This window comes from Collinsella sp. AM43-1, assembly GCF_003467925.1.
Classification (GTDB): Bacteria; Actinomycetota; Coriobacteriia; order Coriobacteriales; family Coriobacteriaceae; genus Collinsella.
This window is the reverse complement of sequence record NZ_QSFR01000001.1, coordinates 1-16,433: the sequence shown is the minus strand read 5'-3', so window position 1 is coordinate 16,433 and position 16,433 is coordinate 1. Positions and strand designations below refer to the sequence as shown.

Genomic DNA, 16,433 nt, shown 5'->3' with positions numbered 1-16,433 from the left:
CCGTCAGGTGCTGGCAAGATCAACCTTTTTAGGAGTTTACGTATGAACAAGCATAAGGCGAAGCTGGAAGGCCTCAAGCGTCGTCAGCGTCGTGTTCGCGGCAAGGTCTCGGGTACCTCCGAGCGTCCGCGTCTTCGCGTGACCCGTACTAACGCCAACATCTATGCCCAGATCATCGACGACAGCAAGGGCTCCAGCCTGACGCTCGTCTCTGCCTCGACCCTCGAGGCCGAGTTCAAGGGCACCCACACCTCGAACAAGGAGGCTGCGGAGAAGGTCGGTCAGCTCGTTGGCAAGCGTGCCATCGAGGCCGGCATCACCAAGGTCGCCTTCGATCGCGGTGGCCGTATCTACCATGGCCGCGTCAAGGCCCTCGCCGACGGTGCTCGTGCCGCCGGTCTCGAGTTCTAGGAGGTATGTAGCACATGGCTCGTAATCAGAAGCAGCAGCGCGAGGCCTCCGAGTTCGAGGAGCGCGTCGTTTACATCAACCGCGTGTCGAAGACCGTCAAGGGTGGTCGTCGCATGAGCCTCGTCGCTCTCGTCGTCGTTGGCGACGGCAAGGGCAACGTCGGCGTTGGTATGGGCAAGTCCGCTGAGGTGCCCCTGGCCATCTCCAAGGCGTCTCTCGATGCCAAGAAGAACATGTTCCACGTGCCGGTGACCGAGCAGGGCACCATCCCGCACGAGGTTCTCGGCCACTTTGGTGCCGGCCGCATCATCATCAAGCCCGCTGTCGAGGGTACCGGCGTTATCGCCGGCGGCGCTGTGCGTCCCCTCTTCGAGCTTGCTGGCATCAAGAACGTCCTGTCCAAGTCCCTCGGTACCGACAACGGCCTCAACATCATCAAGGCTGCCGTCGAGGGCCTCAAGGAGCTCTCCAGCCCTGAGGACGTCGCGGCTCGCCGTGGCCTGACGGTCTCCGAGATGTTCGTCGGTAAGGAGAACTAAGCATGGCTGACACCATCAAGATCAAGCAGGTCCGCAGCACCAACGGTTGCAAGCAGGACCAGGTCCGTACTGTCCGTGCCCTCGGTCTCCACAGGATCCGCGAGGTTCGCGAGATTGCTGACAACGAGTCCGTCCGCGGCATGATCTTCAAGGTCAAGCACCTTGTCGAGATTGTAGAGGAGTAGCAAATGCAGCTTCACGATCTTACTCCCGCGCCCGGTTCCACCAAGAACCGCAAGCGCGTCGGCCGTGGCAATTCTTCGGGTCACGGCACCACTTCTGGCCGCGGCCAGAAGGGCCAGGGTTCCCGCTCTGGTGGCACCAAGGGTGCCGGCTTCGAGGGTGGCCAGACTCCGCTGGCTATGCGCCTGCCCAAGCTTCCGGGCTTCCGCAACCCCCGTCGTATCGAGTACACCGCTGTTAACGTTGAGCGTCTCGAGCGTAAGTTCGAGGACGGCGCCGTAATCGACGGTGCCGCTCTTAAGGCCGCTCGCATCACCAAGAGCGAGTTCGAGCCCGTCAAGGTGCTCGGCAATGGTGAGCTCACCAAGAAGTTCACGGTCAAGGTCGACAAGGTCAGCGCTTCTGCGCAGGCCAAGATCGAGGCCGCTGGCGGAAAGGTCGAGCTGCCGTGCTAAATGGTCTTAAGAATGCTTTCCGCATCAAAGAATTGCGCGAAAAGATTCTTTTTACCATAGCTATGCTCGTCGTGTACCGCATTGGTGCGCACGTTCCTGTGCCCGGCATTCCCTTCCAGGGGATGCTGGGCCTTTTCTCGACCGATAACAATTCGGTCGCCGCAGGTGCTATGGCCCTCCTGAATCTTTTCTCTGGCGGCGCGTTGAGCTATGTGTCGGTGTTTTCGCTGGGCATCATGCCTTACATCACCAGCTCGATCATCCTCCAGATGCTCCAGGCCGTCGTGCCTTCCCTGCATGAGCTTGCCCGCGAGGGCGAGGTCGGTCAGACCAAGATTACGCAGTATTCGCGTTACCTCACCCTGGCTCTGGCAATCCTCAACTCCGTGGGTTACCTCTTCCTCTTTAAGAGCTTCGGCATCAGCTTCAATGGCGCCGGCGCTCCCGAGATCATCTTCGACCTCATGATCGTCGGTACGCTCACCGCAGGCGCTATGCTGATCATGTGGATTGGTGAGCTCATCACCCAGCGCGGTATCGGCAATGGCATGTCGCTGATCATCTTTGCGAACATCATGGCCGGCCTTCCGCAGGCTATCTTCTCCAGCACCGAGGGTAATGCCGGTGGCATCATCACCATGGTGATCATCTGCGCCATCATCCTGCTGGTTATCCCGCTGATTGTTTTCCTTGAGCGCGGCCAGCGCCGCATCCCGGTCTCCTATGCCAAGCGCGTCGTGGGCCGTCGCATGATGGGTGGCCAGACCACCTACCTGCCCATCAAGGTCAACACCGCGGGCGTCGTGCCGATCATCTTTGCCTCGGCGCTGCTGTACTTCCCGGCTCAGATTGCCGTGTTCTTCCCCGGCATCGGCTGGATTCAGGCAGTTGCCTCTGCGCTTTCGACCGGTTGGCTCAACTGGGTGCTTAACGTTGTCCTCATCGTGTTCTTCGCGTACTTCTACACCTCCATGGTGTTCAACCCCGATGACACGGCCGACAACCTTAAGAAGCAGGGTGGCTTTATTCCGGGCGTCCGTCCGGGTAGGGCTACCGCGGCCTACATCAAGAACGCGCTCAACAAGATCACGCTTCCCAGCGCTGTCTTTTTGGCGCTCATCGCCATCGTGCCTTCGATCATCTTCTCCTTCACGGGTAACCATCTGATCCAGGCATTTGGCGGCACGTCCATCCTCATCATGGTCGGCGTCGTGCTCGACACGGTCGATAAGCTCGAAGGCCAGATCAAGATGTATGATTACGATGGATTCTTTAAATAGGCTAGAGGAGGATTGCTCATGAACCTCGTATTGCTCGGAGCTCCGGGTGCCGGTAAGGGCACCGTCGCGCAGGAGCTCGTCGCCGAGTTTGGCGTCGCTCACATTTCCACGGGCGACCTGCTGCGTGCTGCCGTCAAGGGTGGCACCGAGCTTGGTATTCAGGCTAAGAAGTACATGGACGCTGGCGAGCTCGTTCCCGACCAGCTCGTGATCGACCTTGTCAAGGAGCGCCTTGCTGCCGATGACGCCCAGCAGGGCTTCATCCTCGACGGCTTCCCGCGCAACACCGCCCAGGCTGTGACGCTCGACTCCGAGCTCTCCGCCATGGGTCGCGAGATCGACTGCGCCCTTCTGGTCGACGTGGCCCCCGAGGTCATCATCGATCGTCTGTCTTCGCGTCGCACCTGCCGCGCCTGTGGTTACACCGGCACCGCTGCCGATGCTACCTGCCCCAAGTGCGCCGGCGAGATGTATCAGCGCGACGACGACAAGCCCGAGACCATCAAGAATCGTCTCGACGTCTACGAGAAGTCCACGAGCCCGCTCGTCGACTACTATCGTGGCCAGGGTCTGCTCAAGTCGGTCAACGGCGACCAGGCTCGCGAGACCGTGTACGGGGATGTCAAAGAGGCTCTCGGTCTATGATCAAGATTAAGTCTGCAACGCAAATCGAGCAGATGAAGAAGGCAGGAGCGCTATCTAAGATGGCGCTCCGCCACGTTGGAGCCATGGTGCGCCCCGGTGTTTCGACTTTTGAGCTCGATCAGCTTGCGGAGCAGATTATCCGCATGCATGGCGGCACCCCGGCCTTTAAGGGTTACGGCGGGTTCCCGGGGACCATTTGCGCATCGATCAATGATGCCGTGGTCCACGGTATTCCCAACCCCGACATGATCCTGCGCGATGGCGATATCATCTCCATCGATACGGGAGCCGTTGTCGACGGTTGGGTCGGCGATAACGCTTGGACGTTTTTCGTCGGCACCCCCACGCCCGAGGCTAAGGCCCTGTGCGAGGTCACGCGCGATTGTCTTAAGGCTGCCATCGAGCAGGCTGTTCCCGGTAACCATATCGGGGACGTCGGTTATGCCGTTCAGTCCCTCGCCGAGTCTCACGGTTACGGCGTGCTTCGTGACTATGTGGGCCATGGCATTGGCCGCGTGATGCACGAGGACCCCAACGTTCCTAACTATGGAAAGAAGGGGAGGGGCGTTCGCCTCCAGGCCGGCATGGTCATTGCCATCGAGCCGATGGTTACGATGGGTTCCAACCATGTGAGCACGGGCTCCGACGGTTGGATTGTTACGACCAACGACCACCTGCCCGCCGCGCACTACGAGAATACCGTCGCCATTACCAATGACGGTCCGGTGATTCTCACCACGGATGCCCAAGGTGCTTGGTGTTCCTTGCAGGGCGGTGAAATGTAGGGGCCGCGTTCAAACACGTCGGCATCTACATTTCTGAAAAGTAACAAGTTCCGCTTAGTTGTGGAGCCATTACGAAGATATTACGATACGTGCATGCGTATTGTAGAATACTCAATCGCTGTCGTTTTCTAGAGAAAGATGATTGCTTGTGAAGAAGGAAGACGCAATTGAGCTCGAGGGTACGGTAAAGGAGCCGCTGCCCAACGCCATGTTTAAGGTCGAGCTCGAGAACGGTCATTCGGTTCTGTGCAACATTTCTGGCAAGATTCGAATGAATTACATCCGTATTCTCCCCGGTGACAGGGTTGTCGTGGAGCTTTCCCCGTACGACCTGACCCGTGGCCGCATCACCTATCGCTACAAATAGCGGCACGCATACACGCACTCCACTTCCGGCTGCAGGCTTAGCTCAACCTACGGTCGGATTGTGTGTGAAGACCAGCCATAGTTTTAAACGCCTGCGGCTGGGCGAGTAGATAGTAGGGAAGTAGTTTGAGCGCTACCGAAAGGAAGAACGATGAAGGTACGTCCTTCGGTCAAGAAGATGTGCGATAAGTGCAAAATCATTAGGCGCCATGGCAAGGTCCTCGTCATTTGCGAGAACCCCCGTCATAAGCAGCGTCAGGGTTAAGAGAGGAGACTACGTTGGCCCGTATTAATGGTGTCGACCTCCCGCGTGAGAAGCGCGTTGAGATCGGTCTGACCTACATTTACGGCATCGGCCGCACCACTGCGACGAAGATCTGCGTCGAGTGCAACGTTAACGTGGATACGCGCGTTAAGGACCTCACCGAGGATGAGGTTAACGCCATCCGCGATTATATCGATAAGAACCAGATCATGGTTGAGGGCGACCTCCGCCGTGAGCGCAACCAGAACGTCAAGCGCCTTATGGACATCGGCTGCAACCGCGGCCTTCGTCACCGCAAGGGCCTCCCGGTCCGCGGCCAGCGCACCCACACTAACGCTCGTACCCGCAAGGGCCCGAAGCGTCAGATCGGTGCTAAGAAGAAGAAATAAGGAGCGCTAGATAGATGGCTACTGCTAAGAAGAACGTTCGCGCTGCCCGTCTGAAGCGCGCGGACCGTAAGAACATTTCCGTGGGCCAGGCTCACATTCGTTCTACGTTCAACAACACGATCGTTTCGATCACCGATCCCCAGGGCAACGTCATTTCCTGGAAGTCGGCTGGCCAGGTGGGCTTCAAGGGCTCCCGTAAGTCCACGCCGTTCGCTGCCCAGATGGCTGCCGAGGCTGCTGCCAAGCAGGCCATGGAGCACGGTATGAAGAAGGTTTCCGTCTTCGTCAAGGGCCCCGGCTCCGGTCGTGAGACCGCCATCCGCTCCCTCCAGGCTGCTGGCCTCGAGGTCTCGAGCATCCAGGACAAGACCCCCATTCCGCACAACGGCTGCCGCCCCAAGAAGCGTCGCCGCGTGTAACTGAAAGGATCGTATCAATATGGCAATCGACAGGACTCCTGTTCTTAAGCGCTGCCGTCAGCTCGGGATCGATCCCGCTGAGCTCGGTTACAGCAGCAAGAAGGAATCTATCCGTCAGCCCAAGCGCCGTCGCAAGGAATCTGAGTACGGCATGCAGCTGCGCGAGAAGCAGAAGGTCAAGTTCATCTATGGCGTTCTGGAGAAGCAGTTCCACGGCTACTTCAACAAGGCCCGCAAGATGAACGGCGTCACCGGTGAGAACCTCATGATCATCCTTGAGTCTCGCCTCGACAACGTCGTCTTCCGTCTTGGCTTCGCCCGCACCCGCAAAGAGGCTCGTCAGTCCGTCCGTCACGGTCACTTCACCGTGAACGGCAAGCGTGTGGACATCCCGTCCTACCGCGTCAAGGCCGGCGACGTCGTCGCTGTCGGCGAGAAGTTCCGTGACCTCCTCCCCATCAAGGAGGCCCTGATTTCCTCCGAGCGCTTTGAGGTCCCTGGCTGGCTCGAGGTCGATATCGAGAAGCTGTCTGGTAACGTGCTCGCTCTGCCGACGCGTGAGCAGATCAGCGGTGATATCAACGAGCAGCTCATCGTCGAGCTCTACTCTAAGTAGTCCATCCGGGCTGCTGAGGCTGGAGGTAATACATGTCAGAATTCATTAGGCCTCAGGTTCAGGTCGAAGAGATCAACGAGACGTCTGCTCGTGTCTCCGTCGAGCCGCTCGAGCGTGGTTACGGCGATACGCTGGGTAACTCCCTTCGTCGCGTTCTTCTGTCCTCGCTCGAGGGTGCCGCCGTCGAGGCTATTCAGATCGATGGTGCGCAGCACGAGTTCATGACCATCCCTAACATGGTCGAGGATGTCACCGACATCGTCCTGAATGTCAAGGGTCTTGTCTTCAGGGCTCTCGGCACGACCGACGAGGCGACCGCCACCATCTCGGTTGACGGCCCCTGCGAGGTCACCGGTGCGGACTTCTTTATTCCGTCCGAGTTTGAGCTGGTCAACCCCGAGCAGCACATCGCTACGCTCACCGAGGGTGGCCATCTCACCATGAGCATGCGCATCGGCTATGGCCGCGGCTATGTCTCTGGCGAGGCCAACAAGCGCGACAACGATCCCATCGGTGTGATCCACGTCGACTCGCTGTACTCGCCGGTTTCCCGTTGCGCCAAGCTCGTTGAGGCTTGCCGTGTCGGTCAGCACACCGACTACGACCGCCTTGTCCTCGAGATCGAGACCAACGGCTCCATCGCCCCGCGCGACGCCGTGGTCCAGGCTGCCAATATCATCAATCAGCATATGGCCGCCTTTATGAACCTTGCCGAGACCCCCGAGGTTGAGGAGGAGGCTTCGATCTTCGCTCCCGAGGTCACCAACGACAACGCCGAGCTGGACAAGCAGATCGAGGATCTGGACCTTTCCGTCCGTTCTTACAACTGCCTTAAGCGCGCCAGCATTCACTCGGTCCGTCAACTCGTTGAGTTCTCGGAGAACGATCTGCTCAACATCCGTAACTTCGGTGTTAAGTCGATCGAGGAAGTGAAGGACAAGCTTGAGTCCATGGGCCTGAGCCTGAAGGCTTAATGCTTCGCATATTTGAGGAGAAACTAGACCATGCGTCACAACGTTAAGAAGGGCCTGAAGCTCGGCACCGATGCGAGCCACACCAAGGCCATGAAGAAGAGCCTTGCTAAGGCCCTCTTCGAGAACGACCGCATCAAGACCACCGAGACCCGCGCTAAGGCGCTGCGTTCGGTCGTCGATCCGATCATCACTTGGGCCAAGAAGGGCGACCTGCACTCTCGTCGTCTGGCTATCGCCAAGCTCGGCGATAAGCAGCTCGTTGCCGAGATCTTCGACAAGGCTGCCCAGGGCATGTGGCAGGACCGCAACGGCGGTTATACCCGCATCATGAAGCTCGGCAACCGTAAGGGCGACAACGCTCCTATCGTTATCATGGAGCTCGTCACCGAGCCTTGCACGCCTAAGGCCAAGAAGGCTGCTCCGGCCCCCAAGAAGGCCGCTGCTCCCAAGAAGGTCGAGGCCGTCGAGGAGGCTCCTGCTGAGGAGACCGCTGAGTAGACAATCCGTCTGCATAGGCTATATTCGAGGGGTACGTTCGCGTACCCCTCTTTTTTTGTCGCGATACCGTTGATTGTTTGTTGGGAGCGCCCATGACCGCGCCGTCTGATTTCAATTCGATTCCTGAGCTCGATGCCACGCTTGTATTCTGTGTTGCCTATGATGGCTCGTCCTATAGCGGATTTGCCGAGCAGCCGGGCCAGACGACCGTTGCGGGCGAGTTGCGCCGCGCTATCGAGACGCTGCTGCGCCGCCCGATCGATCTGACGTGTGCGGGTCGTACCGATGCCGGCGTGCATGCGGTGGCCCAGTACATTAGCGTGCCCGTAACGGACGCTGAGCTTGCTCTGACGCGCCGTAGGTGGCTGAGGGCTATGGATGCCCTCCTGCCCAAAGATATCGCCATAAACGAGGTCTACAAGGCCCGTAGGGGCTTTTCTGCCCGCTTTGACGCGCGGTCCCGTACGTATACGTACCGTATTGCCGATCGCGATGCGCGCCCCGTGCTCTCGCGCGGTGCGGTGTGGTGGCATCGCTATCCCCTCGACGTCGATGCGATGGCGGCCGCCTGCCCTGCGCTTTTGGGCGAGCAGGACTTTAAGAGCTTTTGCAAGGTTGCCTCTGCTGTGGGCAAGCCCACGCACCGCTGCGTGATGCGTGCGGAGTTTGGCCACGAGGTCGCTTTTGGCGAGGATATCCTGACCTTCACTATCGAGGGCAATGCGTTTTTGCACTCGATGGTGCGTACCATTGTAGGAACGCTCGTGGAGATTGGCATGCATCGTCGCGATCCCCAGTGGATGCGCGAGGTTATTGACGCCCGTGACCGAACCGCTGCGGGTCCCACGGCGCCTGCCTGCGGCCTTACGTTTATGGGTGTGGATTACGGCCCCGACGAGCTTGTCGTTCTCGACTAGGGGAGTGCTCGGCGCGTCTGTGCCTTGCACATACTATGTGTGAGCTGCGCGTGTGCAACATCTGTTCTTGGCGTGCAACATGTTAGGCGGCTCGTTGCTTTTATAGCTCGGGTGTACCATGAACGACAGTTTGATTTGGTGCTATCGAGAGGATGGAAAACTTGGTTCGACGTTGTTCGCATCCGCGACTTTCGGTGATCCTTGTGGTAGAAGGTTCGCCCAGCTATGCGATGCGTGCGCTCGAGAGTATCCAGAACCAAGACCTCTATGATTTGCAGATTGTCGTTGTCTGCCGCGATGCTGTGCCCGGTGTGCGCCATTCGCTTCAAGTTGCTGCCGACAGGGACATCCATATTGATTTGATTGACGTCGAGGACGCGAAGCGCGGCGCTTGTCTTCGTGCCGGTTTTGATGCCTCGCGCGGCTCTCAAATCATCGCCATGAACGCCGATGAGTGGTTTGCTCCGCAGGCCCTTTCCAAGATGGTCGATATCGCGTGCGATACTGCGGCAGACATTGTGCTCCCCTCGGTGTCGCTCGATCGATACGATGCGCATCGCGAGCGTCATTCGCGCGTCTTGGATGCTGCCTCTATTGCCATAGAAGACGAGTCTTCTATGGTGACTGGGCTGCCCCAGTTGATTTTAGGCGGCTTGGTTGCTCAAGTCTCTGGCGTGATGTACAGCCGTCCACTGTTTGAGGCATGTCTTTTGTGCGATAAGACGTTTCGCACGGTTGGGTTTATGGCGTGCGCGCTCTCGCAGGCACAGCGCGTCTCCGGATGCGGCGACGCTTGTTTCCACGCGGCGGCGCCTAAGCTTACAGATGCCTTTGATCCCACCATGTATGCCAAGGTATCCGATGACGCCCGGGCGCTCGACGAGCTTGCGGACTCACTCTCGGAAGCAGATAGCGGTGGTCGGCTCAAGCTGGCAAGCCAAAAGTTCTACTTTGCCGGACTGGTCGCCTGCATCGAGAATTTGTGTCTGAGCCCGCATGGAGTGTCGTCAATCGAGCGTTCCGCCCGCATGCGTGATATGCTCGAGGCGCCTCGAACCCGTCAGATGGTCGCCGCGCTCAAGGATAACCATCGGGGACTCGGTCTGTTGTTTGGGCCGATCGCCAGCGCCAAGCCCGCGCGCTGCGTGATGTGTACGCATCTGGCAGCTTTTCTTAACCGGACGGGCGCAAAAACCGCCTAAACGGCTCATTACGAAACAAACTTGCATAGAATTGTTTCGAAATGCGTTCTTATACACAAAAGCCTTCAAATAGCGTTAAACTATTCAATCACTGATTGATTGTCTCCGCCATCTTTTGGAGAGAGGGTTTGTATGGCTAAAAAACGCAATGGGCGCCAGGATGCCATTAGAGATATTGTGCGCAATAAGGATGTCCGCACGCAGCGCGTGCTGGTCGATGAGCTCCGTGCTATGGGCTTTGATTGCACGCAGGCGACTGTCTCTCGCGATATTGCCGATATGGGGCTGCGTAAGCTCCCTGAGGGCATCTATGTTCTGGCAGAGGACCTGCACCTGCAGCGTATGGTTTCCGAGCTCGTAACGGGCGTTCTGCGTACCGATAATCTGGTTATGATCAAGGCTCAGCCTGGCACGGCTTCCGGCATCGCCGCCGCCGTTGATGCGGCAGAGTTGCCCGATGTGCTTGGCTCGCTTGCCGGCAACGATACGATTTTGGTTATTGCCCAGACGGCCGAGGACGGCGAGCGCCTCGAGGCGCTGATCAATAAGCTGAGCAATTCTCGCAAGTAGGTGTGCGGGCCGCGCGCTCGGCATTGCGTGCGCTGACATAGTGGCTTGTAAGGGGCATCGACGTTGGTCGGTACCCCTTTTTGTTTGCCGGTATAAAGACCGCCCACCAGGTCGCTTCAAACTAAAAGGCCCCGAGCAGTTCAATAAGCTGCTCGGGGCCTTGTTGGCTTTAGTCGCGTACTTCTTAGCCGACCGTATCGTCAGGCGTGGGCGAGGGGTCGGGAGTGGGCGTAGGCGTAGGCGTGCCGCCATCGCCGCCGGTCGAGCCACCAGTGGAGCCGCCCGTCGAGCCACCAGTGGAGCCGCCCGTCGAGCCACCGGTCGTACCGGTGCCGCCGGTGGTGTCGCCGCCCGTGGTCTCGGTGGTCGTGGTCGTCGTGGTAGTTGTTGTGGTGGTTTCCTCTTCCTCTTCGTCCTCGTCCTTGTCGTCGTTCTCCGACTTCTTGGTGTTGTTGGTGCCGTAGAACTTCCAGACGCTGTTGTTCTTGTAGGTGGGCGCCGTTCCGGTCGCAAACTCCTCGCGCTCGGTACCGGTCAGAACGGTGTTCATAAACCGCTTAAAGACAGGCAGGTTGGTGCTGTCGCCCAGCAGGTCCGTGCCGTACTTTTGGATGGGGATCTCGCCCGCGGAATAGCCGGTCCACAGGGCGCACGCCAGCTGCGGGGTATAGCCGCAGAACCAAAGGTTGGTGGTGTTGTCGGTGGTGCCCGTCTTGCCGGCATAGGGCTGGTTGACACTCAGGGCGCCGGCAGCACCCGTACCGCTGCCCTTCATGACGCCGGACAGAACATCGGTGACCGCGGCGGCCTCGCCCTCGGTAAGCACCTGTGAGGGATTGTCGGTGTGCTGGTACAGCACCGAACCGGTACGAGAATCAATCTCGGTGATGGCGATCGGCTGGCGATAGTAGCCGCCGTTGGCAAACGTCGCGTAGGCGGCGGCCATCTCGAGTGGCGAGATCGAGCCGGTGCCGAGCGTCATGACGGGAACGTCCTCGATGTTGTCCTTGGCGGGGTCGATGCCGAGCTTTTTGACGAGCGAGATGATCTTGCTGTTGCCGACGGCTTCCGCCACCTGGATGTAGCCGGTGTTGGAGGAGTATGCCGTCGCCTGCTTAAGCGTGATGTTGCCGTAGCTCTGGTTGGCGTAATTTTGGACCTCGGTCGTGGTGCCCTTGGCCTTGAGCGGCGAGTTGCAGTTGAGGGTGACGTTGGGGTTCATGCCGTTTTGGATGGCAGTTGCCAGCGTAAAGGCCTTAAAGGTGGAGCCGACGGGACGCTTGGCCGTGGCATGGTTTACGTGGTTCTCGTCGGCGTTGTAGTCGTAGCCGCCCACCATGCACTTGATGTAGCCGGTCTTGGGGTCGACGACGACCATGCCCATGTCCAGGCCGTCAAGCGAGAGCGTGTCGAGCTGCTCGCGGACGGCATTCTCTGCCACCTGCTGCATCGTGGGGTCGATGGTGGTCTTGACGGTCAGGCCGCCCTTAAAGAGCACGTCGGTCGAGAACTCCTGCTCCAGCAGCTGCTTGACGTAGGAGACAAAGTAGGGCTGCGAGTATACGTCGACGCCGCTGCCCGAGATTTCGGTCACATTGAGGGTGATGGGCTCGGCCTGTGCGGCATCGTGCTCCTCCTGGGTGATGTGGCCCAGGCGCAGCATGTTGTCGAGAACCTTGTTGCGGCGAGACAGTGCCAGATCGGGATTGACCGTGGGGTCGTACTGCGAAGGCGAGTTGGGAAGGCCGATGAGTAGCGCGGCCTCGCTCAGGGTGAGGTCGGCGGCGCTCTTGGACAGATAGGTCTCGGCTGCGGCCTCGATGCCGTAGGCGCCGTGGCCGTAATAGATGGTGTTGAGGTACATCATGAGGATCTCGTCTTTGGAGTACATGTCCTCCATCTTGATGGCGATGTAGGCCTCGCGCACCTTACGCTCAATGGTCGAGTCGAATTGCTCCTCCTGCAGGATGGTGTTGCGCACAAGCTGCTGGGTGATCGTCGAGGCGCCTTCGTGCCCGCCGCCGAGGGTTGCCACCGCAGCACGCGCGATACCCCACAGGTCGATACCGCCGTGCTCGTAGAAGCGCTCGTCCTCGACGTCAACGGTGCCCTGCAGCACGTAGGGGGAGACCTCGTCCTTGGTGATGGACTTGCGGTTTTGCGTGTAGAAGCTCGCGATCTTGTTGCCGTTACAGTCGACGATCTCGGTGGGCTCGCTCACCAGATACGCGTTGGCGTCGGTGTAGTCGGGCAGATCGGACAGCCAGCGGTTGACGTTACCGACCATGCCGATGCCAAACGCCACGCCCGCAATCAGCAGAAAGCCCAAAAACGAGAGCAGGATTATGGGCAGGGCGTGCGTCTTTGAACGGCTGTGTCCCTGTCGTTGGCGAGGACCCATATATTGACCTCCAGGTATGTCGTGCCAGACGGTGGATGTGCCGTCGGGGCAGGATGGACATAAGTTATTACACGATAAACCAAACGGGGCGCGCGAGGCCTCGTGTATGCTGGAAGACGGCATTTTTCAGAGTGAATGCATACCTTGGTAAGGAGTTTGTCGATGGCGATTCGGACGATGGGGCCGAGCGGACAATACGAGACTGGATTGGATGTTGTCAGTGCGGCGCTGCCCGAGCTGCTGGCGCCGGCGGGCGGACTCGACCAGATGCTTGCGGCTATCGCCGCGGGTGCCGATGCCATCTATGCGGGGTTGGGCGGCTTTAACGCCCGTGTGAGCGCCCATGGCTTTACGGATAACGAGTTTGCGCGCGGCTGCGCCGTGGCGCATGCCCATGGCGTGCATGTGTACGTAACGCTCAACGTGTTCGTGTTTGACGATGAGTTGTCCGACGCGGTGGCGTTGGGAGCTCATGCACTGGAGCTGGGCGCCGATGCTCTGATTGTCGCCGATGCCGGGTTGGCCTGCGCGCTGCGCGCGGCGATTCCCGGGGTCGAGATTCACCTGTCCACGCAGGCGGGCGCTCATAGCGAGGGTGCCGTGCGGCTTGCCGCCGATGAACTGGGGGTCGAGCGCGTGACGACGGCACGCGAGCTGACGGTCGACGAGATTGCGGCGCTATGTGCCACGGGCGTGCCCATCGAGGTATTCTGCCACGGTGCGATTTGCATCGGCTATTCGGGGGCGTGCGAGTTCTCGGCCCTGCGGCGTGGGCGCTCGGCGATGCGCGGCGACTGCACGCAGCCGTGCCGTCTGGCGTACGACCTAGTGGACGAGGCGGGGCAGAGTGTTGTTGCCGTCGAGGGAGACCGCCTGCTTTGTCCGCGTGACTATCTGGGTATCGCGCACCTGCCCGAGCTTGTTGCCGCCGGCGTGGCATCGCTCAAGATCGAGGGACGCATGAAGAATCCCGATTACGTATTCAACGTGGTGAGGGTGTGGCGTCGGGCACTCGATATGCTGTGCGACGGCGCGTGGGACTCCGGTGCCGTGGAAGAGCTTGAACGCGAGCTGGGAAGGTCGTTTAACCGTGGGTTTACCGATGCTTACCTGCGGGGTCGTTCGGGTGCCGAGCTCATGAGCTTTGAGCGCGCGATCAACCAGGGCGTGCGCGTGGGGCGCTTGGTCGCTGTGGGCCACGAAGAGGTGACCGTTGAGCTCGATGCCGCCGTGGCGGCGGGTGACACGCTCGAGATTCGGTTCTATCCGGGTGTCGACGCGCGTCCCGATGTGCCCAAGCGCTGGCCGCAGGTGCCCTGCCCGGTGGATGCCGCAGCGGGGAAGCGCGTCGTCGTGCATTGCAAGCGTAAGGTGGACGCGGGCTGCGAGGTCTATCTGATTCGCAGCGCCGGCGTGTTGGATCAGACGACGGCGGTGTTGGAGCGCATGCGGGCCGAGGCGGATGCGATTGCGCCCGTTGCGCGTGCCGTTGAGGTGCTGCCCTTTGAGGACGCTGCGGTGGATGGCGGCGCGTCGACGGAGTTGGCGGGGTCGGCGGGGCCGGTAAAGCGCGAGGATTTTGCTCGTATGGTCTTTGCCTGGGAGCTGATGGATGTGGGTCCGCGCGATGAGCGAGATCTGTCCGATACAACGGTGGTGCTCGACGAAGTGTGCCGCGCGGGCGACGCCGAGCGGACTCGGGCGCTTATGCAGCGTGCCGGGCGCGTCGTCTGCCGCAATCTGGGACAAGTGGCGATGGCCCGCGAGCTGGGCACAACGTTTGACGTGGCGGCGCCGGTGTTCTGTGCCAATCGGGCCACGCTTACCTGGCTGCGCGGACTCGGTGCGGGGCGGGTGTGCTTGTCGGCCGAGTTGCTCGGCAATGATGCGGAGCGTGTTGCCGAGCTTGCCGCTTGCCCCGGTGTCTTGGGGCCTGTCGATGCCGACCGTCCCGAGCTCATGGTGTGCGAGCACTGCTTGCTGACTGCCGAGGGCGCCTGCGCCACGGATGCAACGGGGCAGGTCCGTTGCCGTGACTGCTCGCGCCGTCAGCAGGCGCGCTTTTTGGTCGAACGTGACGGCACGCGTTTGCCGGTCGTTATCGACGCGTGCGGCAGGACGAGGATTTTCCTGTCGTAGGTGCCGCGTCGCGCTGTTTTGGTTATTATTAGTGGGTTTATGAACTTCCAGCACCGCCGTATCCGGTGAGGGTGCTATAGCAAAAGGAGGATACCCAATGCTGTCTGTTGACGAGCAAATGCGTATCATCACCTCGGGTGCAGCGCAGATCGTCCCCGAGGCCGACCTTCGCAAGAAGCTTGAGAAGGGCGAGCCCCTCAACATCAAGCTCGGCGTCGATCCCACCAGCCCCGACCTGCACCTGGGCCATGCCGTGCCCCTGCGCAAGATGCGTCAGTTCCAGGACCTGGGCCACAACGTCACCCTTATCATCGGCAACGGCACTGCGCTGATCGGCGACCCCTCGGGCAAGAACTCCACCCGCCCGCAGCTTTCGCAGGAGCAGATCGAGGCCAACGCCGAGACCTACGTGAGCCAGGCCATGAAGATCCTGGACCCCGAGAAGACCACCATCGTGCACAACGGCGACTGGATCCTTTCGATGGACCTGGCCGGCCTGCTGCAGGTGTGCTCCAAGTTCACCGTCGCCCGCATCCTTGAGCGCGACGACTTTACCAAGCGCTACCAGTCCCAGACGCCGATTGCCCTGCACGAGTTTCTGTACCCCGTGATGCAGGCCTTCGACTCCGTTCAGATCAAGGCCGACGTCGAGATGGGCGGCACCGACCAGCTCTTCAACCTGCTCGCCGGCCGCGAGCTCATGGAGAAGATGGGCATGGAGCCGCAGATCGCGCTTACCATGCCGCTGCTCGAGGGCACCGACGGCGTGCGCAAGATGTCCAAGTCCTATGGCAACTACATCGGCCTGACCGACGCTCCCAAGGATATGTTCGGCAAGACCATGTCCATCCCCGACGAGATGATCGGCAAGTACTATCGTCTGGCCAGCTCGCTCGCCCCGGCCGAGGTCGACAAGATCGATGCCGCCCTGGCCGATGGCTCCGCCGACCCCTATGAGCTCAAGCGCGCACTGGGCCGCGACCTGTGCGACACCTACCACGGCGCCGGCGCCGGCGACGAGGCACAGGCCGAGTTCGACCGCGTGTTCAAGGAGGGCCAGCTTGCCGACTTCCCCGAGAAGCACGTTGAGCTGACCGTCAACGACGAGGGTCAGATTTACCTCGCCGGCCTGCTCAAGGACCTGGGCCTTTCGGCCAGCGCCGGTCAGGCCCGCCGCGACATCGACGGCGGCGGCGTCAAGATCAACGGCAAGGCTGTGGCTCCCAAGAGCTACAACATCGATCCGAGCGCCCTCAAACTGGGCGACACCCTCTCCGTGGGCAAGCGCAAGGGCTTTAAGTTGGTTTAGTTACGCGGTTTTACCAAACCGCGTAACCGGTTGACGCTGCAAACCCGCCAGAGCGGCAATCTGCCTTTCA

General features: G+C 60.2%; 20 protein-coding genes. 19 read left to right on the top strand and 1 reads right to left on the bottom strand.

What is annotated here, in order from left to right; translation table 11 throughout:
- Positions 1–42 precede the first annotated feature (42 nt).
- The 17 genes from rplR (at position 43) to DW925_RS00020 (ending at position 10,514) form a co-directional block, all read left to right on the top strand.
- Positions 43–411, top strand: coding sequence for a 50S ribosomal protein L18 (gene rplR, locus DW925_RS00100; RefSeq protein ID WP_006235264.1), 369 nt, complete (start codon positions 43–45; stop codon positions 409–411).
- Positions 412–425: 14 nt separating this feature from the next.
- Positions 426–950 carry a 30S ribosomal protein S5 gene (rpsE, locus tag DW925_RS00095; protein WP_055252236.1) on the top strand — a complete coding sequence of 175 codons (525 nt, stop codon included), beginning with the start codon at positions 426–428 and terminating at the stop codon, positions 948–950.
- Positions 951–952: 2 nt separating this feature from the next.
- Positions 953–1,135, top strand: a complete 183-nt coding sequence (gene rpmD, locus DW925_RS00090) for a 50S ribosomal protein L30 (protein WP_006235266.1) — start codon at positions 953–955, stop codon at positions 1,133–1,135.
- Positions 1,136–1,138: 3 nt separating this feature from the next.
- Positions 1,139–1,588, top strand: coding sequence for a 50S ribosomal protein L15 (gene rplO, locus DW925_RS00085; protein ID WP_006235267.1), 450 nt, complete (start codon positions 1,139–1,141; stop codon positions 1,586–1,588).
- Positions 1,582–2,868 carry a preprotein translocase subunit SecY gene (secY, locus tag DW925_RS00080; RefSeq protein WP_035137447.1) on the top strand — a complete coding sequence of 429 codons (1,287 nt, stop codon included), beginning with the start codon at positions 1,582–1,584 and terminating at the stop codon, positions 2,866–2,868. The genes rplO and secY overlap by 7 nt, the downstream gene beginning before the upstream one ends.
- A gap of 18 nt (positions 2,869–2,886) precedes the next feature.
- The gene (locus tag DW925_RS00075) at positions 2,887–3,513 is read left to right on the top strand and encodes an adenylate kinase (RefSeq protein WP_055252238.1); all 627 of its coding nucleotides are present in this window, start codon (positions 2,887–2,889) and stop codon (positions 3,511–3,513) included.
- Positions 3,510–4,298, top strand: a complete 789-nt coding sequence (gene map / locus DW925_RS00070; RefSeq protein WP_006235270.1) for a type I methionyl aminopeptidase — start codon at positions 3,510–3,512, stop codon at positions 4,296–4,298. The genes DW925_RS00075 and map overlap by 4 nt, the downstream gene beginning before the upstream one ends.
- Before the next feature lie 148 nt (positions 4,299–4,446).
- A complete protein-coding gene (infA, locus tag DW925_RS00065) occupies positions 4,447–4,665 on the top strand; it encodes a translation initiation factor IF-1 (protein WP_035137443.1) in 219 nt (72 codons plus the stop codon).
- A 150-nt stretch (positions 4,666–4,815) separates the two neighbouring features.
- A complete protein-coding gene (gene rpmJ / locus DW925_RS00060; protein WP_006363204.1) occupies positions 4,816–4,929 on the top strand; it encodes a 50S ribosomal protein L36 in 114 nt (37 codons plus the stop codon).
- A gap of 14 nt (positions 4,930–4,943) precedes the next feature.
- A complete protein-coding gene (rpsM, locus tag DW925_RS00055; protein ID WP_022094275.1) occupies positions 4,944–5,318 on the top strand; it encodes a 30S ribosomal protein S13 in 375 nt (124 codons plus the stop codon).
- 14 nt (positions 5,319–5,332) lie between these two features.
- Positions 5,333–5,737 (top strand): 30S ribosomal protein S11, encoded by a 405-nt coding sequence (rpsK, locus tag DW925_RS00050; protein WP_006235274.1) that lies wholly within the window; start codon positions 5,333–5,335, stop codon positions 5,735–5,737.
- Positions 5,738–5,756: 19 nt separating this feature from the next.
- A complete protein-coding gene (gene rpsD, locus DW925_RS00045; protein ID WP_006235275.1) occupies positions 5,757–6,353 on the top strand; it encodes a 30S ribosomal protein S4 in 597 nt (198 codons plus the stop codon).
- A 32-nt stretch (positions 6,354–6,385) separates the two neighbouring features.
- Positions 6,386–7,327, top strand: coding sequence for a DNA-directed RNA polymerase subunit alpha (locus DW925_RS00040; RefSeq protein WP_006235276.1), 942 nt, complete (start codon positions 6,386–6,388; stop codon positions 7,325–7,327).
- A gap of 30 nt (positions 7,328–7,357) precedes the next feature.
- On the top strand, positions 7,358–7,825 hold the full coding sequence (gene rplQ, locus DW925_RS00035; RefSeq protein WP_006235277.1) for a 50S ribosomal protein L17: 468 nt from the start codon (positions 7,358–7,360) through the stop codon (positions 7,823–7,825).
- A 92-nt stretch (positions 7,826–7,917) separates the two neighbouring features.
- Positions 7,918–8,742, top strand: a complete 825-nt coding sequence (truA, locus tag DW925_RS00030) for a tRNA pseudouridine(38-40) synthase TruA (RefSeq protein ID WP_117629206.1) — start codon at positions 7,918–7,920, stop codon at positions 8,740–8,742.
- 203 nt (positions 8,743–8,945) lie between these two features.
- Positions 8,946–9,944 (top strand): glycosyltransferase, encoded by a 999-nt coding sequence (locus tag DW925_RS00025; protein ID WP_158549267.1) that lies wholly within the window; start codon positions 8,946–8,948, stop codon positions 9,942–9,944.
- A gap of 132 nt (positions 9,945–10,076) precedes the next feature.
- On the top strand, positions 10,077–10,514 hold the full coding sequence (locus tag DW925_RS00020; RefSeq protein WP_006235280.1) for an arginine repressor: 438 nt from the start codon (positions 10,077–10,079) through the stop codon (positions 10,512–10,514).
- A gap of 184 nt (positions 10,515–10,698) precedes the next feature.
- Here DW925_RS00020 and DW925_RS00015 read toward each other — a convergent pair whose 3' ends face one another.
- Positions 10,699–12,915, bottom strand: coding sequence for a transglycosylase domain-containing protein (locus tag DW925_RS00015; RefSeq protein WP_117629204.1), 2,217 nt, complete (start codon positions 12,913–12,915; stop codon positions 10,699–10,701).
- Positions 12,916–13,077: 162 nt separating this feature from the next.
- Here DW925_RS00015 and DW925_RS00010 point away from each other — a divergent pair, with 162 nt between their 5' ends.
- Together DW925_RS00010 and tyrS are read left to right on the top strand one after the other, a co-directional pair.
- Positions 13,078–15,054 (top strand): U32 family peptidase, encoded by a 1,977-nt coding sequence (locus DW925_RS00010; RefSeq protein ID WP_158551615.1) that lies wholly within the window; start codon positions 13,078–13,080, stop codon positions 15,052–15,054.
- A 97-nt stretch (positions 15,055–15,151) separates the two neighbouring features.
- On the top strand, positions 15,152–16,363 hold the full coding sequence (tyrS, locus tag DW925_RS00005) for a tyrosine--tRNA ligase (RefSeq protein WP_117629202.1): 1,212 nt from the start codon (positions 15,152–15,154) through the stop codon (positions 16,361–16,363).
- The last annotated feature ends 70 nt before the right edge of the window (positions 16,364–16,433 follow it).